This is a genomic window from Pseudomonas sp. IT-P12, assembly GCF_949767465.1.
GTDB lineage: Bacteria > Pseudomonadota > Gammaproteobacteria > Pseudomonadales > Pseudomonadaceae > Aquipseudomonas.
Genome location: NZ_CATKPY010000022.1, coordinates 384,828 through 411,383, shown reverse-complemented (window position 1 = coordinate 411,383; position 26,556 = coordinate 384,828). Strand labels below are relative to the sequence as shown.

General features: G+C 62.0%; 25 protein-coding genes. 15 read left to right on the top strand and 10 right to left on the bottom strand.

Annotation, left to right across the window (positions count from 1 at the left end):
• Window positions 1-129: 129 nt before the first annotated feature.
• Window positions 130-501, bottom strand: a complete 372-nt coding sequence (locus ACM6IM_RS16610) for a glutathione S-transferase N-terminal domain-containing protein (RefSeq protein WP_192304296.1) — start codon at window positions 499-501, stop codon at window positions 130-132.
• Between the two features lie 103 nt (window positions 502-604).
• Entirely contained in the window at window positions 605-1,150 is a 546-nt protein-coding gene (folE, locus tag ACM6IM_RS16605; RefSeq protein ID WP_371049671.1) for a GTP cyclohydrolase I FolE, read from the bottom strand.
• 302 nt (window positions 1,151-1,452) lie between these two features.
• Here folE and ACM6IM_RS16600 point away from each other — a divergent pair, with 302 nt between their 5' ends.
• On the top strand, window positions 1,453-2,493 hold the full coding sequence (locus ACM6IM_RS16600) for a hypothetical protein (protein WP_414865733.1): 1,041 nt from the start codon (window positions 1,453-1,455) through the stop codon (window positions 2,491-2,493).
• A gap of 131 nt (window positions 2,494-2,624) precedes the next feature.
• Window positions 2,625-3,239, top strand: coding sequence for a hypothetical protein (locus tag ACM6IM_RS16595; RefSeq protein WP_371049491.1), 615 nt, complete (start codon window positions 2,625-2,627; stop codon window positions 3,237-3,239).
• 146 nt (window positions 3,240-3,385) lie between these two features.
• Here ACM6IM_RS16595 and ACM6IM_RS16590 read toward each other — a convergent pair whose 3' ends face one another.
• The 3 genes from ACM6IM_RS16590 to ACM6IM_RS16580 all read right to left on the bottom strand — a co-directional run bounded on the left by ACM6IM_RS16590 (window position 3,386) and on the right by ACM6IM_RS16580 (window position 5,064).
• Entirely contained in the window at window positions 3,386-3,943 is a 558-nt protein-coding gene (locus tag ACM6IM_RS16590) for a Smr/MutS family protein (RefSeq protein WP_192304292.1), read from the bottom strand.
• 78 nt (window positions 3,944-4,021) lie between these two features.
• The gene (locus ACM6IM_RS16585) at window positions 4,022-4,342 is read right to left on the bottom strand and encodes a hypothetical protein (RefSeq protein ID WP_192304290.1); all 321 of its coding nucleotides are present in this window, start codon (window positions 4,340-4,342) and stop codon (window positions 4,022-4,024) included.
• A 131-nt stretch (window positions 4,343-4,473) separates the two neighbouring features.
• Entirely contained in the window at window positions 4,474-5,064 is a 591-nt protein-coding gene (locus tag ACM6IM_RS16580; protein ID WP_201190718.1) for a cysteine hydrolase family protein, read from the bottom strand.
• 239 nt (window positions 5,065-5,303) lie between these two features.
• Here ACM6IM_RS16580 and prmB point away from each other — a divergent pair, with 239 nt between their 5' ends.
• On the top strand, window positions 5,304-6,212 hold the full coding sequence (gene prmB, locus ACM6IM_RS16575) for a 50S ribosomal protein L3 N(5)-glutamine methyltransferase (protein WP_192304286.1): 909 nt from the start codon (window positions 5,304-5,306) through the stop codon (window positions 6,210-6,212).
• A 98-nt stretch (window positions 6,213-6,310) separates the two neighbouring features.
• Here the strand turns inward: prmB and ACM6IM_RS16570 are convergent, their stop codons facing one another.
• Both ACM6IM_RS16570 and ACM6IM_RS16565 read right to left on the bottom strand, forming a co-directional pair.
• Complete coding sequence (locus ACM6IM_RS16570; protein ID WP_201190716.1) at window positions 6,311-7,102, bottom strand: hypothetical protein; 792 nt, start codon at window positions 7,100-7,102, stop codon at window positions 6,311-6,313.
• A 100-nt stretch (window positions 7,103-7,202) separates the two neighbouring features.
• Window positions 7,203-8,156 (bottom strand): alpha/beta hydrolase, encoded by a 954-nt coding sequence (locus ACM6IM_RS16565; RefSeq protein ID WP_414865732.1) that lies wholly within the window; start codon window positions 8,154-8,156, stop codon window positions 7,203-7,205.
• 130 nt (window positions 8,157-8,286) lie between these two features.
• Between ACM6IM_RS16565 and aroC the strand changes: the two genes are divergently transcribed.
• From aroC to mtnC, 5 genes are read left to right on the top strand one after another with little or no spacing between them, the layout of a single operon-like run.
• Complete coding sequence (gene aroC, locus ACM6IM_RS16560) at window positions 8,287-9,378, top strand: chorismate synthase (RefSeq protein WP_192304280.1); 1,092 nt, start codon at window positions 8,287-8,289, stop codon at window positions 9,376-9,378.
• 28 nt (window positions 9,379-9,406) lie between these two features.
• Window positions 9,407-10,558: an MFS transporter gene (locus tag ACM6IM_RS16555; RefSeq protein ID WP_414865731.1), complete on the top strand. Its 1,152-nt coding sequence runs from the start codon at window positions 9,407-9,409 to the stop codon at window positions 10,556-10,558.
• Window positions 10,555-11,178, top strand: a complete 624-nt coding sequence (locus ACM6IM_RS16550) for a methylthioribulose 1-phosphate dehydratase (protein WP_201190711.1) — start codon at window positions 10,555-10,557, stop codon at window positions 11,176-11,178. Before ACM6IM_RS16555 ends, ACM6IM_RS16550 begins: the two co-directional genes overlap by 4 nt.
• A 20-nt stretch (window positions 11,179-11,198) precedes the next feature.
• Window positions 11,199-11,744 carry a 1,2-dihydroxy-3-keto-5-methylthiopentene dioxygenase gene (locus ACM6IM_RS16545; protein WP_192304273.1) on the top strand — a complete coding sequence of 182 codons (546 nt, stop codon included), beginning with the start codon at window positions 11,199-11,201 and terminating at the stop codon, window positions 11,742-11,744.
• A 4-nt stretch (window positions 11,745-11,748) separates the two neighbouring features.
• Window positions 11,749-12,432 carry an acireductone synthase gene (gene mtnC / locus ACM6IM_RS16540; protein ID WP_414865730.1) on the top strand — a complete coding sequence of 228 codons (684 nt, stop codon included), beginning with the start codon at window positions 11,749-11,751 and terminating at the stop codon, window positions 12,430-12,432.
• Between the two features lie 79 nt (window positions 12,433-12,511).
• Here the strand turns inward: mtnC and ACM6IM_RS16535 are convergent, their stop codons facing one another.
• Window positions 12,512-12,790, bottom strand: a complete 279-nt coding sequence (locus tag ACM6IM_RS16535; protein ID WP_368559110.1) for a DUF3509 domain-containing protein — start codon at window positions 12,788-12,790, stop codon at window positions 12,512-12,514.
• A gap of 343 nt (window positions 12,791-13,133) precedes the next feature.
• On the opposite strand from ACM6IM_RS16535, the gene ACM6IM_RS16530 reads away from it, so the two are divergent.
• Together ACM6IM_RS16530 and ACM6IM_RS16525 are read left to right on the top strand one after the other, a co-directional pair.
• Window positions 13,134-14,972, top strand: coding sequence for a long-chain-acyl-CoA synthetase (locus ACM6IM_RS16530; RefSeq protein WP_414865729.1), 1,839 nt, complete (start codon window positions 13,134-13,136; stop codon window positions 14,970-14,972).
• A gap of 96 nt (window positions 14,973-15,068) precedes the next feature.
• Window positions 15,069-15,587: an ankyrin repeat domain-containing protein gene (locus ACM6IM_RS16525; protein WP_192304265.1), complete on the top strand. Its 519-nt coding sequence runs from the start codon at window positions 15,069-15,071 to the stop codon at window positions 15,585-15,587.
• Window positions 15,588-15,756: 169 nt separating this feature from the next.
• Here the strand turns inward: ACM6IM_RS16525 and ACM6IM_RS16520 are convergent, their stop codons facing one another.
• Together ACM6IM_RS16520 and xthA are read right to left on the bottom strand one after the other, a co-directional pair.
• Window positions 15,757-17,097 (bottom strand): substrate-binding domain-containing protein, encoded by a 1,341-nt coding sequence (locus ACM6IM_RS16520; RefSeq protein WP_414865728.1) that lies wholly within the window; start codon window positions 17,095-17,097, stop codon window positions 15,757-15,759.
• 87 nt (window positions 17,098-17,184) lie between these two features.
• Window positions 17,185-17,997, bottom strand: coding sequence for an exodeoxyribonuclease III (gene xthA, locus ACM6IM_RS16515; protein WP_201190708.1), 813 nt, complete (start codon window positions 17,995-17,997; stop codon window positions 17,185-17,187).
• Between the two features lie 281 nt (window positions 17,998-18,278).
• Between xthA and ACM6IM_RS16510 the strand changes: the two genes are divergently transcribed.
• The 5 genes from ACM6IM_RS16510 (at window position 18,279) to ACM6IM_RS16490 (ending at window position 26,541) form a co-directional block, all read left to right on the top strand.
• Window positions 18,279-18,929 carry a GNAT family N-acetyltransferase gene (locus ACM6IM_RS16510; RefSeq protein ID WP_192304259.1) on the top strand — a complete coding sequence of 217 codons (651 nt, stop codon included), beginning with the start codon at window positions 18,279-18,281 and terminating at the stop codon, window positions 18,927-18,929.
• 66 nt (window positions 18,930-18,995) lie between these two features.
• Window positions 18,996-20,723 (top strand): autotransporter assembly complex protein TamA, encoded by a 1,728-nt coding sequence (locus ACM6IM_RS16505; RefSeq protein ID WP_414865727.1) that lies wholly within the window; start codon window positions 18,996-18,998, stop codon window positions 20,721-20,723.
• Complete coding sequence (locus ACM6IM_RS16500) at window positions 20,720-24,388, top strand: translocation/assembly module TamB domain-containing protein (RefSeq protein WP_414865726.1); 3,669 nt, start codon at window positions 20,720-20,722, stop codon at window positions 24,386-24,388. Before ACM6IM_RS16505 ends, ACM6IM_RS16500 begins: the two co-directional genes overlap by 4 nt.
• Before the next feature lie 213 nt (window positions 24,389-24,601).
• Window positions 24,602-25,075, top strand: coding sequence for a MarR family winged helix-turn-helix transcriptional regulator (locus tag ACM6IM_RS16495; protein WP_414865725.1), 474 nt, complete (start codon window positions 24,602-24,604; stop codon window positions 25,073-25,075).
• Window positions 25,072-26,541 (top strand): efflux transporter outer membrane subunit, encoded by a 1,470-nt coding sequence (locus ACM6IM_RS16490; protein WP_414865724.1) that lies wholly within the window; start codon window positions 25,072-25,074, stop codon window positions 26,539-26,541. Before ACM6IM_RS16495 ends, ACM6IM_RS16490 begins: the two co-directional genes overlap by 4 nt.
• The last annotated feature ends 15 nt before the right edge of the window (window positions 26,542-26,556 follow it).

The window sequence follows — 26,556 nt, the reverse complement described above, 5'->3', positions numbered from 1 at the left end:
GCCGGTTTTTTCTGGTGTTGGCGTTGTTCGGGCCGGCCCCTTTATGAGCAGGCGCTCCCACCATTGATCGCACTCCAAGGTGGGAGCGAGCCTGCTCGCGAAGGCGTCAGTCAGCCCACCACGAAAACCTCAAACAGCCGCAAACCGCTTGTCCAGATAATCAATGATCACCTTGGACTCATACATCCACGTCGTCTGCCCATTCTCTTCGATGCGCAGGCACGGCACCTTGATCTTTCCACCCTGCTCCAGCAGCGTCTGGCGATCCTGTTCGTTGTTCTTCGCGTCACGCAACGCCACCGGCACATTCAGGCGGCGCAAGGTGCGGCGGGTTTTCACGCAGAACGGGCAGGCGTGGAACTGGTACAGGGTCAGGTCCCTGGCGGCGGCTTCAACCTGGGCCTGGGCGGCGGCGGGGCGCTGCTTTTTGCCAGGTCGGGTGATGAAGTCGATGAAGATGATCAGTTGGCCGAGGCCGACACGAAGTGCTTTGACGAACACGCTACAAGCCTCACGGGGCGAAGGAAGAAAGGCGCGCAGCTTACCTGATTTTTCACGGGCGAAAAAAAACCGGCGATAAACGCCGGTTTTCTTCGAGCGCGAATTACTTGATCAGGCTGAGGAATTCGCTGCGGGTGGCCGCGTTTTCGCGGAACTCACCGAGCATCACCGAGGTAATCATCGACGAATTCTGCTTCTCGACACCGCGCATCATCATGCACATGTGCTTGGCCTCGATCACCACGGCGACGCCCAGAGCGCCGGTGACCTGCTGGACCGCGTCGGCGATCTGGCGGCTGAGGTTTTCCTGGATCTGCAGGCGACGGGCGTACATATCGACGATCCGCGCGACTTTCGACAGGCCCAACACCTTGCCGCTCGGGATATAGGCGACATGGGCCTTGCCGATGAAGGGCAGCAGGTGGTGTTCGCACAACGAGTAGAGCTCGATGTCCTTGACCAGCACCATTTCGCTGTTGTCGGAGCTGAACAAGGCACCGTTGGTGACTTCTTCGAGGGTCTGCTCGTAACCGCGGCAGAGGTACTTCATGGCTTTGGCGGCACGTTTGGGCGTGTCGAGCAGGCCTTCGCGGGAGACGTCTTCGCCCAATTGGCCGAGGATCTCGGTGTAATTCTGTTCCAGTGTCACAGGGGCTGATTCCATAAGGGTTTCAGAGGGGTACCGTTTCTGTCCGTACCCATTTTGGACCAATCAAGTGATGGTAAACGCAGGGTTCATCCCCGACATGGGGCACATGGTAGCGTATGTCCGAGGGCAGTTGTATGGCCGACCGAAGCGAATCCCCAAAATCAGTCAGCGCTGTGCCTCGCCCAAGCGGGCCACTGGCGAAGCGCCACACTTCAATATATAAGGGAGCGAACTGCGGGATACACCGCAGAACAGGGGCAGAAAAGACACTGCGACCAACAATTTTCGCTGGGGCACAGCTAATGTCGCGAGAGTGGTCTATCACGGCGGTTTTGGTGTTAATGGGGGCTTTACAATCGCCGGTCGTCATGGCGGACAGTGCTTCCGATCAACTCGATGATCTTGATCGCGAGGAATTCAACAACAGCCTTGGTAAAGCTGAAAAGTGCAGCAGCGAACGAGATTTCGAGTGCGTCAGTAAAAACCTGAAACGCGCGAAGGGTTATGTCGTCGACGCCAGCGATCGGGAGAAGCTGAAGCGGGCCTGGGCTCAACTGGAGCTGGATAAGCAGAATGTCTTCAGCGACGACGCGAAGTCCAAGTATGAAAGCCAGAAACGCTCTCTTGAAGCGAACAGTCAGCGTCTTCAGGAAGAAAATGCCGAGTTGGCACGTTCCAACCGGCTTCAGGCGGCCGATAATTCCCGTCGCATCGCTCAGCAAAAACGTGAAGAACCCCGAGCGCTTTCAATCACTGAAAGTGTTCAACTGGGCATGGCGCAGTCGCAGCGCGATCAGGCCCGAATCAATCAGATCCACAATAATTCGATGCAACAGCTTCATGAACAACAGCGCGCCAATGCAGCGGCTCGACAGCCGGTAGCGAGCAAAGAAGCGCCCCGCTCGGAACGACCTGCCAGGTCGGAACGAACGCCTGATGAAGTGTCCGCGCCACCTGTTGCCAGGTCTTCCTCGAATGAAACCGTCGTCGCATCGACAACCGCTACGCGAAAAGTTGCCGAAACCAAAAAGCCGCAGGCGCAGGGTCTGGATGCGCTCGCTTTCTGCTGGCAGAACAAAAAGAGCAACTGGTTTTGCGATGGCAGGGTCGACGAAACGACGATTGGAGAAAAGAACCTCGAGGCTCAACTGTCCAGCGTTGGCTGTAAATCACCCTCTCGCCTGACCAGTTCGCCAATCACCCTGGTCAGTGTACGCGTGTCCAAGCGCGAGCCGCAGACTGGCTGGCTCTATCGTTGCGGCGACAAACTGCAGGCAGGTGATACAGGTCCTGCGACCTGGAACAGAGACATTCGTCGGTTCTGGAGCGGGATCAATTTCTGATTGATCGTCATCACACTACGGGTTCAAGGAGCGTTCTTTTGTCATACCTTTCAATGCGCGTTACCGACACACAGTCTCGGGCAGTCCTGAGCGTCCGTTCGATCACCCTGTGGCTGGGTGGCGTTACGTCCATGGTGTTATCCACTGCGTTATTTGCAGAGACTTCGACATTGCGGGTTGCCTGCGACGAAGATGCTGACGGCGCGTCCATTTCCGTGAATGGAAAGTTCAAAGGCGAATGCCCAATCGATATCAAGGCCAATGCGGGCGTTCTCAAAGTGAAAGCCGTCAAGGAGATCGACGGCAAAACAAAATCCAAGACCCTGGATGTGCGCATTGGTGATGGTGTGACCAAGCGTATCGAAATGAGTTTTGGCAGTTCCGGTTCATCTTCGGGCAGTTCCTCCGCCAGTGCTCAGCCTGATCCACGTGCGGTTGCCCAATTGCGCTATGAGGCTGAAGTCGCCGAATACAACAGGAGCATCGATGAGTGCCGGCCGCGTTTCGACGATGCCCTCAGAAATGCGAGGCTGGAAGCCAAAGAAGCCTTTGAGGAGCACAAGGCCGCCTGCATCGAGGCGAAAGGCGAGTGGGACCCGATCTGCGGTGTCTGGGACAGCCACTCCCAAGTGTTGCTGGACCGTAGGAAGAAGGCCGAGAAAAAGTACGAGTACATGAATTCGGGTGACGATCCTGCGGGCAAATGGTGCGCAGGCCAGTTCACTGCACCGCAGCGTCCCCTTTGATTGCAACCCGCACGCCAGCACCGTTGGCGTGTGGGTAGATGTCTGGCAGTGAACGAGCGTTTTGATAACGCGTAAGGAGCGCCGATCAGCGAACGCTGATCCTCGCGCCTTCAATCTGTTCTGCGGTAAGGCCTGGTGAACAGGCGTTACTCGTCCCGACCTTCCATCATGGTGCGTTTGAGCATCACGTAAACCGCTCCGGCGCCGCCATGTCTGGCCTGGCAGGAAGTGAAGCCCAGCACCTTGGGGTGCTGGCGCAGCCAGGTGTTGACGTGACTTTTGATCATCGGCCGCTTGCCGTCCAGGCGCACGGCCTTGCCATGGGTGACGCGCACGCAGCGCACTTCCAGCTGGGTCGCTTCGGCCAGGAACGCCCAGAGGGTTTCCCGGGCTTTCTCCACGCTCATGCCGTGCAGGTCGAGGCTGCCCTCGAACGGAATCTGCCCGACCTTGAGCTTGCGCATCTGGCTTTCCTGCACGCCATCGCGCGCCCACATCAATTCGTCTTCCGGGCCGACATCGATCACGAACTGATCGGACAGGCCATCGACGGTGGTGGCATTGGTGCGCACGGTGGCGGCCTGGCGCAGCTTGGCGATCTGGGCTCGATCAGCCTTGGGTTTACCGGTTTCGGCGCGGTCGTGCTTGATCGGCTTGACGCCTTGGATGGCGCTTTTGAACAGGGAAAAATCGTCGTCTTGCATGTCAGCCTCCGCGAAGGTCGGCCAGTTTACCCAAGTCGAGACATGTTCGATAACAATTGCGGCGCTCCGACCTTCAATTCAGTCGTGTTTTTTCATCAGGTGCGGGGACATGTTCAGCTCACGCGACTGGCGCGCACGGCGACGGCAACGGCGCCAGAACCACACGCCCAGGTAGAGCAGGAACAAACCAACCGCCAGGATAATCGCCGAGCCCAACGGGCTGGCGTTCAGTTCGCCGAGTGCCGGCGGGCGGCCGAACAGGCTGGCGGCGCCGGCCATCGCCAGCAAAACGCCGCAGGTGGCCAGCAGGGCGGCGAATGCTGCGCCAAATCTGAATCGCCAGTTGCGTTGGCCCTTGGGCCGCAAGCGGCGTGCGTCAAAACCATCGGATAACTTCATTCCGACCTTCCTCAATGGGTATCGGCCCTTCGACCGGAAGTTGACCGGGTTGTTCCTGAGGCTATGACAAATACGGCAAACGAGCGGCTTTTGCGGATGAGCGGCGGCAAAAACCGCTCATCTTGCGTCGATCAGATCAGATCGCGGGTCAGGGCGAGGGTGGCGAAGTTATCCGCCATGATCGCCATTTCGGTCTGTTGAACGTGCTCGGCGCTCAACACCCCGTCCTTGTAGGGCAAATCGCGGGTGGCGCAGGCGTCTTCCACGAGGGTGCAGCGAAAGCCCAGGTTTTTCGCGGCGCGTACCGTGGTGCTGACGCTGGAGTGGCTCATGAACCCACACACGATCAGGTCCAGTGAACCGAGATTCTGCAGGCGCTCGAGCAGTTCGGTGCCGTGGAACGCACTCGGCAGCAACTTGCCGATGATGGTTTCGTCGCTCAGCGGCTCCAGGCCCGGGATGAACTCCCCGCGCTCGCCTTGCGGGTCGAACAACCCGCCGACGGTGCCAAGGTGGCGTACATGCACGACGGGGCGGCCGGCGGCACGGGCAGCGGCCACCAGTTGCTTGATGTTCGCAACGGCAGCATCCATGCCGCTCAGGGCCAGGGGACCGCTGAGGTATTCTTTCTGGGCATCGATGATCACAAGCGTTGCATGACTCAGATTGGCTGCTGCATAACCGCGGCCGCTGAGTTGAAACATCGTTTTTGGAACGGACATTCTGGGGCTCCTTCGGGTGGGGCTTTTGCGACATTGTCCTCTGGCTGAGCGCTTCTGTGAATCGCTACCAACGCAGGGGCCGTCGTTGCTGGCTTACAGCGTTGTCAAGATCCTCATTTTGTTCAATAGCCAACGCAAAAAATGGAGGAGTCCTACGTCGGCACCCAAGTTTTTCCTGCATCGTCGTCCCGCGTTTTGGCTGTTAGAATCGCCTGTCGTTTTTTCTGGAGTTTGCCGCTGTGATCACTTCCCGCCTTCGTACCCTGCGTGACCATATCCGTTGGGCCGTCAGCCGCTTCCATGGGGAGGATCTGTTTTTCGGCCATGGGACCGACAATGCCTGGGACGAAGCCCGTCAATTGGTGTTGGGTGCCTTGCACCTGCCGTGGGAAATCGCCGACAGCTACCTCGACTGCAACCTGGAAGACGATGAGCTGGTGCGCCTGCAACGCCTGCTCAAGCGTCGCATCGAAGAGCGCATCCCCACCGCCTACCTGCTGGGTGAGGCCTGGTTCTGCGGCCTGCCGTTCATTGTCGACGAGCGCGTGCTGATTCCGCGTTCACCGATTGGCGAGTTGATCGAAAAGCAGTTCAGCCCTTGGCTTGGTGCCGAACCGGCACGGATTCTCGACCTGTGCACCGGCTCCGGTTGTATCGGTATCGCCTGTGCCTACGAGTTTCGCAATGCCGAGGTAGTGCTGGCCGACCTGTCGTTCGAAGCGCTGGAAGTGGCTAACCGGAACATCGAGCGTCACGGCGTCGATGAGCGCGTGTACACGGTTCAGGGCGATGGGTTCGACGGTTTGCCGGGGCAGCGTTTCGACCTGATCGTGTCGAACCCGCCCTACGTCGATGCGGAAGATTTCGCCGACATGCCCCAGGAGTATCACCACGAGCCCGAGTTGGGCCTGGCCTGTGGTGACGATGGCTTGAACCTGGTGCGGCGCATGCTCGCCGAAGCGGGCGAGCACCTGACCGAGAAGGGGTTGTTGATCGTCGAGGTGGGCAACAGCCAGGTGCACGTCGAGGCGTTGTACCCTGAAGTCGACTTCGCCTGGCTCGATTTCGAGCGCGGCGGACACGGCGTGTTCATGTTGACGGCGCAGCAGTGCCGGGAGCATCAGGCGTTGTTCGCGTCTCGCGTCTGACTTCAGGACGCCTTCGCGAGCAGGCTCGCTCCCACAGGCTGGACTGAGCCTTGTGGGAGCCGGCTTGCCAGCGAAGGTCGCGACACGCTCTCAAGCCCTCAACGGTGCGTGGCGATCCAGATCAGCAAGCCGGCCTGGAATACCGCAAAGGCCACCAGGCAGGTAATGGTGAAACGCAGCCCCGCGTCTTCACGCTTGTACTTGCTGACCTTTTCCTCATGCTTCTTGAGCTTCACTTCCTGCTCGGCCAGGTTCTGTTCGGCCTGCTGGAGCATTTGCGCCGCCTCGAGAATTTCCACCTGTTGCAGCTTTTCCGTGTTCCAGTCGGACAGCAGGTCGCCGACCCGCACTTCCTTGACGCTGCCTTTGAGGTGCTGGGCGTCGGCGTAGACCACATCGAAACCGTGGACGCGCAGGAAATGATCGCGGCGCAGGCGCGTGTCTTCGTTCAGCGCGTCCTTGTTGTTCAGGTCGGTGCCGTCGACGGTGTAGGCGGGCCAGCGCTTTTTCGCCCAACTGATGCCCTGGGCCGCCAGGTAGCGCCCGATGCCGCGATTCATCGGCTCGATCTGCAATCCGCTGTCCGGTGCGAAACGCACCCGTTTTTCGGTGTGGTCGACCCACACGTCGAGGTGATTCTGTTCCTTGCGCACGCGTTGGCCGGGCAGGGAGATGGTCATGCGCAACAGGCTGTGTTTCTTGTCATTGCGCTCGGCGTAGCCGAACTCGACAAAGCGCAGGGGGCGCCCGCCGGTGTTGCGATCGGTGGTCAGCGGCGCCAGGCGGAGCATCTTGTGGTGCTCGACGTGGACGTCCGCCCATGGCAGCTCGACCGCTGGCGGTGCGTCTTTTTCAGCGGTGGTGTCGGGTGAAGTCTGGGTATCGGTCATAACGGCGAGATCCTGTCCAAGCTCAGCTTGTCGTCAGCACGTGCGCTGACGACAAAGGCTTATCGGCCGTTTTTTCCAGGACTGGAGGGTCAATAGGCGTTTAACGGGTGCGAAGTCCGTCAATAAACCCGAGAATGCGCGTGCCCAGTTCGGCAGCCAGGGGCAATTGCGGGTCCTTGTAGGACGCCAGTTGCCGTTTGACGTCGTTGGGCACGATGCGCAAGACGTGGTTCATGCCGTCGATCAGCGCCAGCTCGGCGTCCGGCTTGGCTGCCTTCAGTTGCCGCGCATCATCGACCCCGACTTGAATGTCGTGGCTGCCCTGAATGATCAGCGCCGGCATTTTCAGCCGGGCAAACGCCGCCGCCGGGTCCTGGCGGAACAACGAGATCAGGTAGGGCTGCACGCTCGGGCGGAAAATCACCTGGAGTGGTGACGGCACGTTGTCGTCGGTTTTCCCGGCCTTGAGGCTGTCGATCAGTTCATTGCTGCGCAGCATCAGCGGCGGTGGCAGGCTGCGGGCCAGTTGCTCGCGCAACACCTGGTCGATGGGACGGGCGCTGCCGGACATGGAAATCACCGCTGCGGCATCGACGCTCGGCGCGGCGAGGCTGGCGATCAGCGCGCCTTCGCTGTGCCCCAGCAGGATCAACGGGCCGAAGCGCGGATCGCTCTTGAGTTTGCGACTCCAGGCCTGGGCGTCGGCCACATAGGCCTCCACCGACAGGTTGCGTTCATCCGGGGTGGCCGCCAGGCTCGCCGCCACGCCGCGCTTGTCATAGCGCACGCTGGCGACGTTGTGCTTGGCCAGCACCCAGGCCAGGCGCTTGAGGCTGTCGTTGCGCCCGCCGTCGGGGTTGTTGCCGTCGCGATCCGTGGGCCCTGAGCCGGAAATGATCAGGACCACCGGCACCGGCTGGTCGGATTTGGGCAGCAGCAGGGAGCCGAACAGCTCTCCGGTGCCGGTATCCAGCGAGATCGGCCGTTGCAGCACGGTGGCCTGCACAAAGCCGGTAAACAGGGTCAGACTCAAGGCTAAAACTCGCAGCATCATCACGCCATCATTCACAAGGGTGCCGGTTGGACTCACAGGCCTCCATAAGGTTCGAGGATGAACTACTTGGGGAGCCTGCGTATACTGGCGCGCATTACGTATTTGGGTTCGATTTCACGGAGCGTCCTGCATGTCCGGCAATACCTACGGCAAGCTGTTCACTGTCACCACCGCAGGCGAGAGCCATGGTCCGGCGTTGGTCGCCATTGTCGACGGCTGCCCGCCGGGGCTGGAGATTTCCCTCGAGGATCTGCAGCGCGACCTGGACCGCCGCAAACCCGGCACCAGCCGTCACACCACCCAGCGCCAGGAAGCCGACGAAGTCGAGATCCTGTCGGGCGTGTTCGAGGGTCGCACCACCGGTTGCGCCATCGGCCTGTTGATCCGCAATACCGACCAGAAGTCCAAGGACTACTCGGCGATCAAGGATCTGTTCCGCCCGGCCCACGCCGACTACACCTACCACCACAAGTACGGCGAGCGCGATTACCGCGGCGGCGGTCGCAGTTCGGCGCGGGAAACCGCGATGCGCGTGGCGGCGGGCGCGATTGCCAAGAAGTACCTGGCCTCCCAGGGCATCGTCATTCGTGGCTACATGAGCCAGCTCGGCCCGATCGAAATCCCGTTCAAGACCTGGGACTCGGTGGAGCAGAACGCGTTCTTCAGCCCCGATCCGGACAAGGTGCCGGAGCTGGAAGCCTACATGGACCAGCTGCGTCGCGATCAGGACTCGGTCGGCGCGAAAATCACCGTCGTCGCCGAAGGCGTGATGCCAGGCCTCGGCGAGCCGATTTTCGACCGTCTCGATGCCGAACTGGCTCACGCGCTGATGAGCATCAACGCGGTCAAGGGCGTGGAAATCGGCGCCGGTTTCGCCAGCGTCGCCCAGCGTGGCACCGAGCACCGCGACGAACTGACGCCGCAGGGCTTCCTCAGCAATAACGCCGGCGGCATCCTGGGCGGCATCTCGTCCGGCCAGCCCATCGTTGCGCACCTGGCGTTGAAGCCGACGTCGAGCATCACCACACCGGGGCGTTCGATCGACATCCATGGCAACCCGGTGGATGTGATCACCAAGGGCCGTCACGACCCTTGTGTCGGTATTCGCGCCACGCCCATCGCCGAAGCGATGATGGCCATCGTGTTGATGGATCACCTGCTGCGACACCGCGGGCAGAACGCCGATGTGCGCGTGAGCACGCCGGTGCTGGGGCAGCTTTAATGGCTGACCTGTCGGTCGCTGCGGTCTGATGACCGTGGCGGCGCTCCCGTACTGGCGGCTTTCCAGTTTCTATCTGTTCTATTTCGCCTTGCTCGGTTCGACAGCGCCGTTTCTGGCGTTGTACTTCGATCACCTGGGGTTCAGCGCCGCGCGCATTGGCGAACTGGTGGCGATCCCGATGCTGATGCGTTGCGTGGCCCCGAACATCTGGGGCTGGCTCGGTGACTACACCGGGCGGCGCCTGGCCATTGTGCGTTTTGGCGCGGTGTGCACGCTGCTGACCTTCTCGCTGATCTTCGTCAGCAAGACCTACGCCTGGCTGGCGATGGTCATGGCGTTGCATGCGTTTTTCTGGCACGCGGTGCTGCCGCAGTTCGAAGTCATCACCCTGGCGCACTTGAATGGCCAGACCCAGCGTTACAGCCAGATCCGCTTGTGGGGCTCCATCGGGTTCATCATCACCGTGGTGGCGCTGGGACGGTTGTTCGAATGGCTGAGCCTGGACATTTACCCGGCGGCGCTGGTGCTGATCATGGCCGGCATCGTGGTCAGCAGCCTGTGGGTGCCCAACGCCCAGCCGGTCCAGGGCGAACGCCTGGCCGGGGATGGCTTTCTCAAGCAGTTGCGCAGCCCCGGCGTACTGGCGTTCTACGGGTGCGTGGCGCTGATGCAGATGAGCCACGGTCCCTATTACACCTTTCTGACCTTGCACCTGGAGCGCCTGGGTTACAGCCGTGGCCTGATCGGCATGCTCTGGGCACTGGGCGTGGTGGCCGAGGTCCTGATGTTCCTGGCCATGAGCAAGATCCTGACCCGGTTCTCGGTCCGCCGGGTGTTGCTGGCGAGTTTCCTGCTGGCGGCGCTGCGCTGGTTGTTGCTGGGGTCGTTCGCCGAATTCGTCGGGGTGCTGTTGTTTGCCCAGGTGCTGCACGCGGCGACGTTCGGCAGCTTTCACGCCGCTGCCATCCAGTTCGTGCAACGTAGTTTCGGAGCGCGCCAGCAAGGGCAGGGCCAGGCGTTGTATGCCGCGCTGGCCGGCACGGGCGGCGCCTTGGGCGCGCTGTATTCCGGCTACAGCTGGAATACCCTCGGCCCCGCATGGACCTTTAGTATCGCCAGTCTCGCAGCCTTCGCCGCTGCCATTATCATTGCCACACGTATGCAAGAGGACAGGCCATGAGCCTTACCCGTGAACACCTCGCCCAGGAAATCATCGACGCCGGGCGTTTTCTCTATGGACGCGGCTGGTCGCCGGCCACCAGCAGCAATTATTCGACGCGTCTGTCGCCCACCGAAGCCTTATTGACCGTTTCCGGCAAGCACAAGGGCCAGTTGGGGCCTGACGATGTGCTGGCCACGGATCTCTCGGGCAACAGCCTGGAACCGGGCAAGAAACCGTCCGCCGAAACCTTGCTGCACACCCAGCTCTACCGTTGGCGCCCGGAGATCGGCGCGGTGCTGCACACCCATTCGGTCAACGCCACGGTGCTGTCGCGCCTGACGCCGGGGGATTTCATCGAGTTCGAGGACTATGAGCTGCAAAAGGCCTTCAGTGGCGTCACGACCCACGAATCCCGGGTGTGCGTGCCGATTTTCGACAACGATCAGGATATTGCGCGCCTGGCGGCCAAGGTGCAGCCTTGGCTCCAGGCCCATCCCGATTGCGTGGGTTACCTGATCCGCGGCCATGGCCTCTACACCTGGGGCGCACGCATGAGCGATGCGTTGCGGCAGATCGAGGCCTTTGAATTTTTGTTCGAGTGCGAGTTGAAAACCCGCTCTTTGAATCGCCAAGCATGAACCGTTAAGGAGTTGCCCTGATGAGCAGCCTGTCCGTCTACCACGTCTCAAGCCCTGACATTCCGAACAAGGTGCTGACCCATTTCGAAGACATCGCCGCCACCCTGGCGGAGCAGGGTGTGCGCTTCGATCGCTGGCAAGCGGCGGCGAAGATCCAGCCGGGCGCCAGCCAGGAAGAGGTGATCGCGGCCTATCAGGCGCAGATTGACCAACTGATGACCGAGCGCGGCTACATCACGGTCGATGTGATCAGCCTCAACAGCGATCACCCGCAAAAAGCCGAACTGCGCGCCAAGTTCCTCGACGAACACCGCCATGGCGAAGATGAAGTGCGCTTTTTCGTGGCCGGGCGCGGTCTATTCACTCTGCACCTGGGCGATTATGTGTACGCCGTGTTGTGCGAAAAGAACGATCTGATCTCCGTGCCGGCCGGCACCCCGCACTGGTTTGACATGGGCGAGCATCCGCATTTCGTGGCAATCCGCCTGTTCAACAACCCAGAAGGCTGGGTGGCCAATTTCACCGGCGATGACATCGCCAGCCGCTTCCCGCGTCTGGAGGACTGAGTCGATGCCGATCAAAGCGATTCTCACCGACATCGAAGGCACCACCAGCGCGGTGAGTTTCGTCTTCGATGTGCTGTTTCCCTACGCTGCCCGGCATTTGCCGGACTTCGTGCGCCAGCACGCCACCCGCGCCGATGTCGCCGAACAACTGGACGCCGTGCGCCGGGACAGCGATGAGCCGGGCGCGGAGGTCGAGCGGGTGATCGAGATCCTCCTGGGGTGGATTGCCGAAGACCGCAAGGCCACGCCGCTCAAGGCGTTGCAAGGCATGGTCTGGGAGCAGGGCTACCAGGCCGGGCAGTTGAAGGGCCACGTGTACCCGGATGCCGTAGAAGCGCTGCAGCGCTGGCATCGGCAGGGTTTCCAGCTGTTCGTCTATTCTTCGGGCTCGATCCAGGCGCAGAAGTTGATCTTCGGCTGCTCGGAGGCGGGGGACCTGTCGCCGTTGTTCAAGGGGTATTTCGACACCACGTCCGGACCCAAGCGTGAGGCGCAGTCCTATCGGCGCATCACCCAGGCCATCGGCCTGGAGGCGTCACAGATCCTGTTTTTGTCGGACATCGTCGAAGAGCTGGACGCGGCGCGCGAAGCGGGTATGGCGACGTGCGGGCTGGCGCGGCAAGGCGGGGCGCTGGCGGGGCATGTGACGCTCGACAGCTTTGCGCGGATCGATCCTTCCACGTTCTGAATGCCAACGAAAACGCGGGCTGGCAGGCCCGCGTCTTCTGGTCGTTCATCGCGAGAGACTCGCGTCCACCCAGGATCTATCAGGCGGAATGGTACGTCGGCAACGCAAACCGTTGCTGACTCTGCAGCATGGAAATCTGTGGCAGTTCGCTGGCCTGCTCGGCCAGGTCACGGCGGATCGCGCTGATCACCCAGGACAGTTGATCACCGGCATGCAACTGCTGGTAGGAGATCGAGCGTTTGAATACCCGGCCCTCGCTGCTGCGCAGCGTCAGCAGGATGCCGCCGTCCGGGCGTGGCAGGGTGGTGACTTCGAAGTTGGAGAACAGGGACGAAAATTTTTCCTGGATCAGGCTCATGTCTATCAGCTCCGTTGGCTTTGAATGGCAAGCATGTCCAGAGAGTTGCAGCGTTTGTGCCAGTATTCAGAATCTTGAAAATCACTTAAAAAACAACAACATAAAATAAAGTCGAATTTTCATCGTCGTGCAATCTGCATGAACGGCCATCGTGCATCCTGCATTTTGCGAGATGGACGTCACTGGCACGGAACCAATCGCTTCCCGGGTGTTCGCGCCGTTGGCCCTCGCTTTGGCGGATACAAAACATTTCAAAAACCGCGTGTACAGCTCAAGAACCGTTGACGTATTTTCGGGTTCAATCACCGTTGCCCGACAATAAAAAGATCGAACGGGAGCCTGCATGCGCCGCATCACGAACGACACGATCACCTGGAGCATGATGCTGCGCAAGCTGCCGTCGATTGCCAGGGCCATCCCGCGGGTGGTGAAGGGCATGAAGGTTGCGAATGTCACGGACCCGACCCAGGCGTGTGGCCTGGGCTGGAGTTTCGAGCAGGCGACCGTGCGCAACCCTGATGGGCCGGCCTTGCTGCAGGGCGACGCGGTGTTCAGTTACAGGCAGGTCAATCAGTGGGCCAATCGCATCGCCCACTACCTGATTGCCCAAGGCATCCGCAAGGGCGACGTGGTGGCCGTGTTCATCGACAACCGCCCGGAACTGCTGGTGAGCATCCTGGCGGTGGCCAAGGTTGGCGCGGTCAGCGCCTTGCTCAATACCGCGCAAACCCGCGACACCCTGGTCCACAGCCTGAACCTGGTGGCCCCCGTGGCGATCATTCTCGGCGAAGAGCTGGTGCCGGCGTTTTCAGCGGTGCGCGAGCGGGTCTCGATAGACGCCCGGCGCAGCTGGTTTGTCGCCGATCAGGACACGTACAACCAGCCAGGCATCGCCCCCGACGGCTTCATCAACCTGATGACCGCGGCCGTCGACGGGCCGGACGACAACCCTGCCAGCAGCCAGCAGGTTTTCTTCGACGACCCCTGCTTTTACATCTACACCTCAGGCACCACCGGTCTGCCCAAGGCCGGCGTGTTCAAGCACGGCCGCTGGATGCGCAGTTCCGCGAGTTTCGGCCTGATTGCTCTGGATATGCGACCTGAAGACGTCGTCTATTGCACCTTGCCGCTGTATCACGCCACCGGGCTGTGTGTGTGCTGGGGCTCGGCCGTCAGTGGGTCGTCCGGGTTCGCCATCCGCCGCAAGTTCAGTGCCAGTCAGTTCTGGAGCGATGTGCGTGCCTACCGTGCGACCACCATTGGTTACGTCGGCGAGTTGTGTCGCTACCTGGTCGATCAGTCGCCGAGTCCCGACGACAACCGGCATGGCGTGACCAAGATGATCGGCAACGGCCTGCGCCCCGGTGCGTGGCACGCGTTCAAAACGCGCTTCGCGGTTCAGCACATCTGTGAGCTGTACGCGGCCAGCGACGGCAACATCGGTTTCACCAACGCGCTCAACTTCGATAACACCGTGGGATTTTCGCTGATGTCCTGGGAACTGGCGGCCTATGACCACGACAGCGGCGCGCCGGTACGCGACGCCACGGGTTTCATGCGCAAGGTGGCCAGGGGCGAACAGGGGCTGTTGCTGGCGAAGATCGACGACAAGGCGCCACTGGACGGTTACACCGATCCGCAGAAGACCGAGAACGTCGTGTTGCACGACGTGTTCGAGAAGGGCGACCGGTACTTCAATACCGGCGATCTGTTGCGCAACATCGGTTTTGGTCACGCGCAGTTCGTCGATCGCCTGGGCGACACTTACCGCTGGAAAGGCGAAAACGTGTCGACCACCGAGGTCGAAAACATCCTTTTGCAGCACCCGAATATTTCCGAAGCCGTGGCGTACGGGGTGGAGGTGCGCAACACCAACGGGCGCGCGGGCATGGCGGCGATCACGCCTGCCGAGTCGCTGGCGACCCTGGATTTCAGTGAGCTGCTGACCTTTGTCCGCGAGCGCATGCCGGCGTATGCGGTGCCGCTGTTCCTGCGGGTGAAGGTGAAAATGGAAACCACCGGCACCTTCAAATACCAGAAGACCCGACTCAAGGATGAAGCCTTCGACCCTGGCCGGACCGGCGACGATCCGATCTATGCCTGGCTGCCGGGAACCGACACCTATGTGCAGGTCACCGAACAGCTGCTGGCGCAGATTCATGGCGGGCAGTTCCGCTATTGAGTGTGGCTATGGGGCTGCATGAGAAAAAACAAGTGACAGGTTCGGAGCCGCTCGGGAAACTGTCGGCTTTGCGAATAACTGTGAGTGGAGTTTCCAATGTCCGACCAAGGCCGCCAGATGACCCCCGAGGAAGCCGCCGAATTTGCCGAACAGGTCTTCAACAAGGCGCGTGAGGGCGATGCGGCGATGATGGCTGCGCTGCTGAGCAAGGGCCTGCCGCCCAACCTGCGCAATCACAAGGGCGATACCCTGCTGATGCTGGCCGCCTACCACGGCCATGTCGATACCGTGAAGGTGTTGCTCGAACACAAGGCTGACCCGGAAATCCGCAACGACAACGGCCAGAGCCCGATTGCCGGCGCAGCGTTCAAGGGCGACCTGGCGGTGGTCCAGGCCCTGGTGGACGGTGGTGCGCAAGTGGAAGGCTCGTCGTTCGACGGCCGCACGGCGCTGATGATGGCGGCGATGTTCAACCGCGTTGAAATCGTCGACTACCTGATCAGCAAAGGCGCCGACCCCCAGGCCAAGGACGCCAACGGCGTCTCGGCACTGGATGCAGCGAAAACCATGGGCGCGACCGATACCACGGCGCAGTTGCAGAAGCTGCTCGGCTGATATCAACGCATAAACCTGTGGGAGCGAGCCCGCTCGCGAGGGTCGTCAACGATGACCCTGTCTGCCTGACACCCCGTGGTGTTGCGGCTTCAATCGCGAGCAGGCTCGCTCCCACAATGGATCGGCGCCGAAAACAAATTCCGGGTTCACTGATGTCTCAGTGCAAGCCCTAGTAAACCCACACCTCAACCCGCCGGTTCTTGATCCGCCCCTCATCCGCGCTGTTGGCCGCCACCGGCATTTCGGCGCCAAAGCCGCGGATCTCGCGAAACACCACGCCGCTTTTCACCAGTTCCCGGCGTACCGCCATGGCTCGCAATTTCGACAACAGGTCGGCGCGTGCCGGGTCGCTCTTGGCATCGCCGAACCCCACCAGCGTCACCTGCCGGTCGGTCTTGCCGGTCTGGCGCAGGTAGTCGAGTACCCGGGTCAGGTCCTGCCGGGCCTTGTTGTCCAGGCTCGCGCTGCCTTCCTCGAAACGGAAATTCACGCTCAGGCGCTGGGCGTGACGGCTCAGCGCCTGGTAGCCCTCGGGCATCAGGGCGTTGGGCGCGACGGTCATGGCTTGCACGGTCTGGGCAATGAAGCCGTTGGCGGCGACGATGGCCTGGCCCTTGGCGCTTTGGGCGAAGGCGACCAGAGCTTCGGCCCAAGGGTTTTTGCCGTTGGGCGGCAGGTAAAGGAACAGCCGGCGTGACAACGGATAGTCTTCGGTGGCAATCAGGCTGTTGAGCGGCAACATGGCCTGGGACTGGCCGTCGACGATGGCCACGGCCTTGGCCTGGCGTACATAGGGCAGGCCGATGAAGCCGATGCCTTGCGGATCGAGGCTGACCGCGTCGGACAATTGCTCGCTGGACTCGAAGCGTTTCGCCGCGTTGCTCAGGGTTTTGCCGCGACGGCCGAGGACCAGTTCCTTGAAGGTGTCGTAGGTGCCCGATTGGTCATCGCGTGCGTACAGGTGGATCGTCCCGCCGTGGCCGCCGAGTTCTTCCCAGGTTTTCGCTTCGCCGCTGAAGATGCGCGCCAGTTGCTCGGTGTTGAGTTGTGTCAGCGGGTTGTGCGGGTGGAGGATGATGGCCAGACCGTCGATGGCGATGACCTGCTCGGCACCGGGGCTCTTCAGGTCGCCACGGGACGAAAGGGCCAGTACCTCGCTGTCCCTGATCGGGCGCGAGGACGCGGCCAGGTCGGCGGCGGCATTTTTCAGTGCCGTGAATCCGGTGCTCGAGCCATGGGCGGCGAGTTGCACTTCGACCCGCTGCCCTTGTGCGGTTTCGCCGACCACGCGCAACTCGTTGGCGGTATCGGGTGCTTCGCTGTGCACCTTGAGCAGGCCCTGTTCGCGCATCAGGCCCTCGACCAGCGCCGGGCCCAACGCCGCGCCGATGGTATTGGAACCCTGGATGCGCAGCACCGGGCCTTGCCCGGGCATCGGCAGGTCAGCGGCCAAGGTGGTGACCGGCAGGGCGACGCACAACATGGACAGGAAAAAAACGCGCAGCGACATGCCGGCACCTTGATAAAGGAAAGTGCCGGGAGATTAAGTCAGTATTGTTTCCATCGGATGACAGATATTTTTACGGTTCAACTCGGTTCAGCTGAGTTCAAGCCAGATCGGCGCATGGTCCGAGGGCTTTTCCATCCCCCGCAGTTCGTAGTCCACGCCGGCATCCTTCACCCGCGGCAACAGCCCGTGGGAGGCCATGATCAGGTCGATGCGCAGACCACGCTTGGGCTCGTCCTCGAACCCGCGGCTGCGGTAGTCGAACCAGCTGAAGCGGTCGGCCACGTCCGGGTTCAGGTGACGGAAGCTGTCGACCAACCCCCAGTTCTTCAGGCGCGCCATCCACTCGCGTTCTTCCGGCAGGAAGCTGCACTTGCCGGTTTTCAGCCAGCGCTTCATGTTATCCGGGCCGATACCGATGTCGCAGTCTTCCGGGGAAATGTTCACATCGCCCATCACCACCAGCGGCTGCTCGTTGCTGAACTGGCTTTCCAGCAGGTGCTGCAGGTCGCTGTAGAAACGTTGTTTGGCGGGAAACTTGGTGGGATGGTCGCGGCTTTCGCCCTGGGGGAAATAGCCATTCATGATGGTGACCGGCACGCCATTGGCGTCGGCGAAGGTGCCCCAGATAAAGCGGCGCTGAGCGTCTTCTTCATCGGTGACGAAACCCTTGTGCAGCGCCAGCGGTGCCTGGCGTGAAAGCAGCGCGACGCCGTAGTGACCCTTTTGCCCGTGGAAATGCACGTGATAACCCAGCGCCTGGACCTCGTCCAGCGGGAACTGGTCGTCATGGACCTTGGTTTCCTGCAGGCCGATCACGTCGGGTTGATGCTTTTCAATCAGCGCCGCCAACTGATGGGGGCGAGCGCGCAGCCCGTTGATGTTGAAGGAGACGATCTTCATGGTCGGCAGGTCCTGGCAAAAGGGCGATGCTAGCTGACCTGTGGGATTGGGGCCAGTGCGGGGTGAGCGTTCTGCCTGATCTGCGTAGGCCTGGTTTTATCGCGAGCAGGCTCGCCCCCACAAAATCACCCGTGTGGTCTATACCTTTGTGGGAGCGAGCCTGCTCGCGATAAGGCGGTACAGCCGACACTGATTTCATTCAGTAAGGAACTGTGCCTGTGCCTGGAGGCTCGTAACAACAAGAGCAGCCCTTTGAGCTGTCCCCGGGGAGATCTACCGCTATGCCCGAAACCTCAACCGCGATTGCCGCGATCCACATGCTCGACAGCGGCTACTCCCGCGAAGCCCGTTCTCTGCTGTACCAGGCCTACCGCCACGAACCGACCTTCGGTTACCTGTTCGAAGCCGAGCGTCCCGGTTATGAGCAGCGGGTACGCGCCACAGTGCGTGAGCTGGTCAAGCAGCATTTCCTGCAAGACCTGCCGGCCATCGGCCTGCTGGTCAACGACCGGTTGATCGGCATTGCCCTGATTGCGCCGCCGCAACGGCGTTTGGGCATCACCGAAAGCTGGGCCTGGCGTTTGCGCATGGTGCTCAGCACCGGCTTTCGCTGCACGCGCCGCTACCTCGAGTACCACGATGCGGTGATGGCCTGCGTGCCGTCGGATTCGGTGCACCTGCTGCCGTTGCTGGGCATTCACCCGCAGTTCCAGGGCAAGCACTTCGGCGAGCAGTTGCTGCAAGCGGTACACAACTGGTGCGCGGAGGATGAGCACTCCCAGGGGGTGGTGCTCGATACCGGCAATCCGCGGTACCTGGAGTTCTATAAGCGCCAGGGTTACGAGGAAGTCGGTGAAGTGGCGGTCGGACCGATCCGCGAGCATGTGTTTTTCCACGCCAATCCGCAGGTACTGCAAACCGCCTCGGCATAAACGGTAGAACTTTCGCGCCACGCGAGGTTCTATCACGCTCCCAAGCTCGTGTTAGCATCCGCGCCTATGAAGTTTCCAGGAAGATTTACCAGCGGCGTGCTGATGCTGTTCACCAGCTGCGCGGCGCTGGCGCAAAGTGAATTGGATGTGCGGATCAAACCGTCCAACGACGAACTGAAAGCCAATATAGAGGGCTATATCGGCAGCCTCGGTGATCGTGACGAGGAAGCCCTGTTGCGCTTCAGTCGTGGAGCCGAGGAACAGGCGCGCAAGGCCGCTCAGGCCCTGGGGTATTACCAGCCGCAGATCGAAAGCGATGTGAAAGGCGGCAAGACGCCGCGCCTGGTGCTCACCATCGAACCTGGCGAGCCGATTCATCTGCGCACCGTCACGATCCGCATTGACGGCCCGGCGGCCTCGCTCAAATCCTTCCGGGTGCCGAAAAGCACGGCGCTGAAAACCGGTGCGGTGCTCAATCATGGCCATTATGAAGACGCCAAGCGGTTGATCCAGAACCAGGCGTCGCGCTACGGCTTCTTCAGCGGCCGTTTCACTCGACAAAAACTTGCCATCGACCCGCGAGCGGGCGTTGCCGATATTGAACTGGTGTACGACAGCGGCCCGCGTTATGCCCTGGGCAACGTCAGTTTCGAAGGCGACACGCCGTTCGACGAAGACCTGCTGCAACGCATGGTGCCGTTCAAGGCGGGCACGCCTTACGATTCCGAACTGATCGCCGAACTGAACCGCAACCTGCAATCGAGCGGCTATTTCGAAGGCGTGCGCGTCGATGCTGCGCCGACGGCGTCCAAAGAGGACGTGATCCCGGTGGACGTCAAGCTCGAAACCCGAAAACCGCGCACCCTGGGGCTCGGCCTGGGGTACTCCACCGATGTCGGCCCCCGGCTCAAGGCCAACTGGACGCGGCATTGGGTCAACCCCCAGGGCCACAGTTATGGTTGGGAAACCGAAATCTCGGCGCCACGGCAGAACGTCGGGGTGTTCTACGACATACCCCTGGACCCGCCACTGACCGACAAACTGCGCTTCGCCGGTGGCTACCAGAACGAAGAAATCGCCGACAAGGACAGCCTGAGCAAATTGCTGACCCTGGGTCCCGAGTGGCACAGCAAGCTGCCCAGCGGCTGGCAACGGGTGGTGTCGCTGAAATGGCAACGCGAAGAATATCGGCTCGGTGACGATTCCGGCCTCAGTACCCTGCTGATGCCCGGGGTCAGCTATTCGTACCTCAAAAGTGACAACCGCATCGATCCGCACAACGGCTATCGCCTGGAATTCGATACCAAGGTGGCCAAGGAAGGCCTGGGCTCCGACAATAACCTGCTGTACGGCACCGCCCTGGTGAAAGGCCTGACCACGGTCTTCGACAAACACCGCTTCCTCGGTCGGATCCAGGTCGGCGGCAGCGCCACCAACGGCTATAAATCGGTGCCGCCGTCCCTGCGCTTTTTCGCCGGTGGCGATCAAAGCGTGCGCGGCTACGACTATCAGAGCCTGTCCCCGGAAAACTCCGATGGCGACCGCATCGGTGGCCGCTACATGGTCGCCGCCAGTGCCGAGTATCAATACTCCATTGCCGAAAAGTGGCGGGTCGCGACCTTCATCGACCAGGGCAACTCCTTCAACAAACTCGAACTGCCGAACCTCAAGACCGGGGTCGGTATCGGCGTGCGCTGGGTGTCGCCGGTGGGGCCGATTCGCCTCGACCTGGCCCACGCGATGGACGACGACGGCGGCATTCGACTGCACTTTTCCATGGGGCCCGAGCTGTGAAGCGTGGTTTGAAAATAACGCTGCTGGCAATTCCGGCATTGCTGGTGCTGGTGCTGCTGGCGCTCACCGCCGTGCTGGGCACGGCGACGGGCAGCCGCTGGGCGCTGGGGTTTGTGCCGGGGTTGGCGGTCGAGAATTTCCAGGGGCGGCTGGGTGGGCAGTGGAGCGCCGACCATGTGCTCTTGCAACAGGACACCCGCCGAATTGAGCTGGACCGGGTGATTTTTGCCTGGTCGCCCGGGTGCCTGGCGCGCATGACGCTGTGCATCGAGCAGTTGAAAGCCGATCAGGTCAGCCTGCAACTCCCGCCGGGGACGGACGAAGGCGATAGCAACCCGATCAGCCTGCCGGACCTGAAATTGCCGCTGTCCCTGGAACTGGGCGACGTGCAGGTCGGCCGCCTGTTGTTCAACGGCAGTGAAGAACTCAAGGGCTTGCAATTGGCGGCGCACTGGACTGTACAGGGGCTGCAGATCGATGCCGTGCGGTTGCAGCGCGACGACATGAGCCTGAACCTTTCCGGCCTGCTGCAACCCTCCGGCAACTGGCCGCTGACGGCTTCCGGCCAACTGCAGCTGGCGACCCCGGCCCCCTGGACGCTGGACCTGAACATCAACGGTGATCTGCTCAAGACCCTGAAACTGCACGCCGACAGCCACGGTTACCTCGACGGTCAACTGAGCGGCGAGTTGCAGCCGCTGGTGGAAAACCTGCCGGCCAGGGTGCAGATCACGGCGGATGGCTTCAAACCCGACGCCGATCTGCCAGACACCCTGCAACTCAATCAACTGCAACTGAGCGGCGAGGGCGACCTCAAAAGCGGCTATCAACTGCGCGGCAACGCCACGCTGCCGGCCGAGCAGGGGCCGGTCGCGCTGGTGCTGCAAGGCAAGGTCGACGCCAACGGTGCGCAAATCGCCGGGCTGGACCTGACGGCCAGCGACAGGCAGACCCTCAAACTCACCGGCGTGGTCGACTGGAGCAAAGGCCTGAGCGCCACGGCCAACATCGATTGGCTGGACTTCCCCTGGCACCGTCTCTATCCGCTGATCGATGAACCGGAGGTGGCCCTGCGCAGCTTCAAGGGTGAAGTCTCCTACACCGATGGCCACTACCTGGGCAACTTCAAGGCCGCGCTGGATGGCCCGGCCGGGGCGTTCAGCCTGAGCAGCCCGTTCGCCGGCGACCTGAGCAGCCTCTACCTGCAACAGATCCAGCTCGAAGCGGGGCAGGGCAAGGCCGAAGGGCACCTGAACCTGCAATTCGCCGAGGGCCTTGCCTGGGACACCGCACTCGACCTGTCCGCCCTCAATCCGGCGTACTGGGTCGCGGAATTGCCCGGCGTCCTCGCGGGGCCGCTGCGCAGCAAGGGCGAGTTGAAGAATGAAAAACTCAGCCTCGACGCCGATCTCGATCTCAAGGGCAAGCTGCGCGGTCAACCAGCGGTGATCCAGGCCAAGGCCGAAGGCGGCGGTCAGCAATGGAACCTCAGCGCCCTGCAAATCCGCCTTGGCGACAACAGCATCAGCGGCAAGGGCAGCCTGCACGAGAAGCTGGCCGGCCAGATCGACCTCAAGCTGCCGCGCCTGGCCCAGCTCTGGCCGCAACTGCGCGGGCAACTCAACGGCCGGATCGACGTCGCCGGCACGCTCAAGGCGCCGCAGGGCAAGCTCGGGCTGCAAGGCACGCAGTTGGCGTTCCAGGACAATCGTCTGCAAAGCCTCAACCTCGACGCCACCCTCGACAGCGCGCAACGGGCCAAAGTCGACCTCAAGGGCAGCGGCATCCAGGTCGGCGACACTGCCCTGGGCACGTTAACGGCCAGCGGCCAGGGCGATATCAAAAAGCAGCAGCTGGCGCTCGATCTGCAAGGCCCGCAGTTGAAGCTGGCCCTTGGCTTCGATGGCACGCTGGACAAGGGCAACTGGCGCGGTCGCCTGGCCAGCGGCGATCTCCGAACGGGCGGCCAGGACTGGAAGCTGCAAGGCCCGGCCAGACTCGAACGGCTGGCGGACGGCAAAATCAACTTCGGCGCCCATTGCTGGATGTCCGGTGCGGCCAGCCTGTGCGGCGAGGACCAGCGCCTGATGCCGGAGCCGAAGCTGCGTTACCACCTCAAGCAGTTCCCGATCGAGAGCCTGGCGCAGTGGTTGCCGAAGGATTTCGCCTGGAAGGGCGTGCTCAATGCCGATGTGCAACTGGACCTGCCGGCCAGCGGCCCGAACGGTCTGGTCAGCCTCGATGCCGGTGGCGGCACCTTGCGTGTGAAGGAAAAGGACCAGTGGCTGGACTTCCCCTACCAGACCCTGAAACTCACCAGCAAACTCACGCCCAGGCGCATCGACAGCGAACTGGTGTTCGTCGGCAACAAGCTCGGCGAATTGAACGTGCAGGCGCAGATCAATCCGCTGGCGAAAAACAAACCGTTGACCGGCGCGTTTCGCCTCAATGGCCTCGACCTGTCGGTGGCGCGCCCCTTCGTGCCGATGGTCGAGAAACTCGGCGGACGCCTGAACGGCAGCGGCACGATCGCAGGCACGCTGATGGCGCCGCTGATCAACGGCAACCTGCTGCTCAGTGAGGGCGAAGTCTCCGGGCCGGAACTGCCGATGGAACTGCAGGCCTTGCAAGTACAAGCGCTCATCGCCGGTGAAAGCGTGCAATTGAAGGGCGGCTGGAAAAGCGGCCAGAACGGGCAGGGCAGCCTGAGCGGCGACATCGCCTGGGGCCAGGCGCTGGTGGTGGACCTGGCGCTCAAGGGCACGCAGTTGCCGGTGACGGTCGAGCCTTACGCCAAGCTGGAAGTCGAGCCGGACCTGCGCATTTCGATGAAGGGCGATGAGCTGGCGGTGGCCGGCAAGGTGCGGGTGCCCCGGGGCGCGATCACCGTGCGCGAGCTGCCGCCGTCGACGGTCAAGCTCTCGGACGATGCGGTGATCATCGGCCAGCAGACCGAAGAGGGCAAACCGCCGGTGGCCATGAAGATGGACATCGACGTGCAGGTCGGCGAGGACAAACTCAGCTTTGCCGGGTTTGGTCTGACCGCCAACCTGCAAGGGCACGTGCACATCGGCGACAACCTGGACACCCGTGGCGAGCTGTGGCTCAACGACGGACGTTACCGCGCCTACGGCCAGCGGTTGACGGTGCGCCGGGCGCGCCTGTTGTTTGCCGGACCGATCGATCAGCCTTACCTGGACATCGAAGCCATTCGCCAGACCGACGACGTCATTGCCGGTATTCGCCTCAGCGGCAGTGCCGAGCAGCCGACCACGCAGATCTTTTCCGAGCCGGCGATGAGCCAGGAGCAGGCCTTGTCCTACCTGGTGCTGGGGCGTCCGCTGAGCACCAGCGGCGAAGACAACAACATGCTGGCGCAAGCCGCGCTGGGCCTGGGCCTGATGGGCAGTGCCGGGGTCACCGGCAAGCTGGCCAGCGGCCTGGGGATCGAGGATTTCCAGCTCGACACCGAAGGCAGCGGCAACACCACCAGCGTGGTCGCCAGCGGCAACCTCTCGGAAAAACTCAGCCTGCGTTACGGCGTCGGCGTGTTCGAGCCGGCCAACACCATCGCCCTGCGTTACAAGCTGAGCAAGAAGGTGTACCTGGAGGCGGCGGGCGGCGTGGCCAGCTCGCTGGACATCTTCTACAAACGGGACTTCTAGGCCCCGCCGGACGGCGGCGCCCCGAGGCGGCAAAGCCGATTCGGACAGCCCAACGTCGCCGTTGACCCGTATCGCGAGCAGGGGTTGCACGCGATGGGGGACCACCACCTGTCAATTAAATAAAAAGCTAACTAACTAATGCTTGGACATTTGCTGCCTAGGCAGTAACATCTCGTCATACATTCACTGCCTAGGCAGCTAATTGGTGATCAGATGAATCATTTCACCCCGGACAATTTCCACAACTGCCATCTCGGCCTGTTGCTTGGGCGCGCAGCGTTGCTCAAGGACCGGATCATCGACACACACATGGAACCCCATGGCATCACCGCCGCGCAGTTCAAGGTGCTGATCATCATGGCCCAGTTCGGTGTCGACACCCCCGCCGAGTTGTGCCGGCACCTGTCGCTCGACAGTGGCTCGATGACACGCATGCTCGATCGCCTGGAGCAGAAGGGTTTCCTCGCCCGCCAACGCAGCGAAGCCGATCGCCGTCAGGTGCAACTGGTGCTGACGACGGAAGGGCAGACGCTCGCCGATCGCCTGCCGCACATCGGCGCCGAGGCGATGAATGAGTTGGCCGGTGCGATCACCCCGCAAGAGTTGATCACCCTGGAACAGATCCTGAAGAAAATCCTGGTGGCCGCCGGTGACTCGATCACCTTGCTGCGGGTAGGTGACAAATGAACGGCAAGACTTTTCGTACCGGCCTGAGCGGGTTGCTGGCGGCCATGATGCTGGCCGGTTGCGCCAGTTACAGTGGCCTGGCCACCGAAGGCAAAAGCCTCGACGCGAAAAACCTGCAGGCCGGACAATCCTTGAGCGGCGTGACCCTGTCGCCGGCGGCCTGGCCCAAGAACGATTGGTGGAAAAGCCTCGGCGACCCACAGCTCGATGGCCTGATCCGCGAAGCGCTGCAAGACAGCCCCGACCTGCAGATTGCCGATGCCCGTGCCCATCAGGCCAGCGCTGCAGCGTCTGCTGCCGATGCCGCGCGCATGCCGACCCTCGATGCCAGCGCCGGCGTCAGCCGATCGCGCCTGGCCCGTGATCAGGACCCTCGGGGCGAGGGCGATGCGTACTCCACCGTGCGTAACGTTGGCGTCAGTTTCAACTACGACTTCGACCTCTGGGGCGGCCAGCGCGCTGCCTGGGAAGCCGCGCTGGGTCAGGCCCGTGCCGCCGAAGTCGATCGACAGGCCGCGCAACTGACCCTGGCAGCCGATGTCGCCCGCGCCTACAGCGATCTGGGCCAGGCGCACATCATTCATGACCTGGCCAGCGAGGACCTCAAGCGCACCCGGCAAATGCTCGACCTGAGCCAGCGTCGCCTGAGCGCCGGCATTGACAGTCAGTACCAGTTCCAGCAGACCGAAAGCCTGGAGGCCTCGTCCCAGGCCAGTCTGATCGACGCCGAAAAACGCCTGCAAAGCGCAAAGATCGCCCTGGCGGTCCTGCTTGGCAAGGGCCCGGATCGTGGCAATGAAGTCGCCCGGCCGAAGGTTCTCCAGCCCAGTGCCGTCGCCTTGCCGTCGGTGTTGCCGGCTGAACTGCTTGGCCGCCGTCCAGACCTGGTGGCCGCGCGCTGGCGGGTGGAGGCGGCGAGCAAGGACATCGACGCCAGCAAGACCCGCTTCTACCCGAACTTGAACCTCAGCGCCGCTGCCGGTGCCGAATCCCTGTTGGGCGACGCGATGTTCGGTTCTGCCAGTCGTTTCTTCAACATCGCCCCCACGGTCTCGGTGCCGATTTTCGACGGCGGTCGCCTGCGTGCCGACCTCGATGCCCGCGATGCCGATTACGACCTCGCGGTGGCGCAGTACAACAAAAGCCTGGTGAAAGCACTGGGGGATGTCAGCGACACCCTCAACCAGTTACGCGATATCGGTCGGCAGATCGGCGCCCAGCAGCATGCGACCGACATCGCCCAGGAGTCCTACGACACCGTGGTCCAACGCTACGGTTCCGGTATCGGGAACTACCTGGACGTGCTCAGCATCGAGCAGCAACTGCTCCAGGCCCAGCGCCAGCTGGCCAACCTGAATGCCGAGCAGATCGACCTGTCGATTCAGTTGATGCAGGCGCTGGGCGGCGGTTTTCAGGGCGACACCCTGGCCGCAGCCAACGCAACCCCAGCCACGCAGACCCACTAATTCAAGGTAATTGTC

Excerpts from the sequence above, each read along its gene's own strand:
- ACM6IM_RS16600 (WP_414865733.1), top strand. The coding sequence starts at position 1,453 with ATGTCGCGAGAGTGGTCTATCACGGCGGTTTTGGTGTTAATGGGGGCT.
- ACM6IM_RS16590 (WP_192304292.1), bottom strand. The coding sequence starts at position 3,943 with ATGCAAGACGACGATTTTTCCCTGTTCAAAAGCGCCATCCAAGGCGTC.
- ACM6IM_RS16490 (WP_414865724.1), top strand. The coding sequence starts at position 25,072 with ATGAACGGCAAGACTTTTCGTACCGGCCTGAGCGGGTTGCTGGCGGCC.
- ACM6IM_RS16535 (WP_368559110.1), bottom strand. The coding sequence starts at position 12,790 with ATGAGCCTGATCCAGGAAAAATTTTCGTCCCTGTTCTCCAACTTCGAA.
- ACM6IM_RS16525 (WP_192304265.1), top strand. The coding sequence starts at position 15,069 with ATGTCCGACCAAGGCCGCCAGATGACCCCCGAGGAAGCCGCCGAATTT.
- ACM6IM_RS16585 (WP_192304290.1), bottom strand. The coding sequence starts at position 4,342 with ATGAAGTTATCCGATGGTTTTGACGCACGCCGCTTGCGGCCCAAGGGC.
- ACM6IM_RS16550 (WP_201190711.1), top strand. The coding sequence starts at position 10,555 with ATGAGCCTTACCCGTGAACACCTCGCCCAGGAAATCATCGACGCCGGG.
- ACM6IM_RS16570 (WP_201190716.1), bottom strand. The coding sequence starts at position 7,102 with ATGACCGATACCCAGACTTCACCCGACACCACCGCTGAAAAAGACGCA.
- ACM6IM_RS16565 (WP_414865732.1), bottom strand. The coding sequence starts at position 8,156 with ATGATGCTGCGAGTTTTAGCCTTGAGTCTGACCCTGTTTACCGGCTTT.
- ACM6IM_RS16555 (WP_414865731.1), top strand. The coding sequence starts at position 9,407 with ATGACCGTGGCGGCGCTCCCGTACTGGCGGCTTTCCAGTTTCTATCTG.
- ACM6IM_RS16520 (WP_414865728.1), bottom strand. The coding sequence starts at position 17,097 with ATGTCGCTGCGCGTTTTTTTCCTGTCCATGTTGTGCGTCGCCCTGCCG.
- mtnC (WP_414865730.1), top strand. The coding sequence starts at position 11,749 with ATGCCGATCAAAGCGATTCTCACCGACATCGAAGGCACCACCAGCGCG.
- ACM6IM_RS16595 (WP_371049491.1), top strand. The coding sequence starts at position 2,625 with ATGGTGTTATCCACTGCGTTATTTGCAGAGACTTCGACATTGCGGGTT.
- ACM6IM_RS16505 (WP_414865727.1), top strand. The coding sequence starts at position 18,996 with ATGAAGTTTCCAGGAAGATTTACCAGCGGCGTGCTGATGCTGTTCACC.
- ACM6IM_RS16580 (WP_201190718.1), bottom strand. The coding sequence starts at position 5,064 with ATGTCCGTTCCAAAAACGATGTTTCAACTCAGCGGCCGCGGTTATGCA.
- xthA (WP_201190708.1), bottom strand. The coding sequence starts at position 17,997 with ATGAAGATCGTCTCCTTCAACATCAACGGGCTGCGCGCTCGCCCCCAT.
- ACM6IM_RS16545 (WP_192304273.1), top strand. The coding sequence starts at position 11,199 with ATGAGCAGCCTGTCCGTCTACCACGTCTCAAGCCCTGACATTCCGAAC.
- aroC (WP_192304280.1), top strand. The coding sequence starts at position 8,287 with ATGTCCGGCAATACCTACGGCAAGCTGTTCACTGTCACCACCGCAGGC.
- ACM6IM_RS16510 (WP_192304259.1), top strand. The coding sequence starts at position 18,279 with ATGCCCGAAACCTCAACCGCGATTGCCGCGATCCACATGCTCGACAGC.
- ACM6IM_RS16495 (WP_414865725.1), top strand. The coding sequence starts at position 24,602 with ATGAATCATTTCACCCCGGACAATTTCCACAACTGCCATCTCGGCCTG.
- ACM6IM_RS16530 (WP_414865729.1), top strand. The coding sequence starts at position 13,134 with ATGCGCCGCATCACGAACGACACGATCACCTGGAGCATGATGCTGCGC.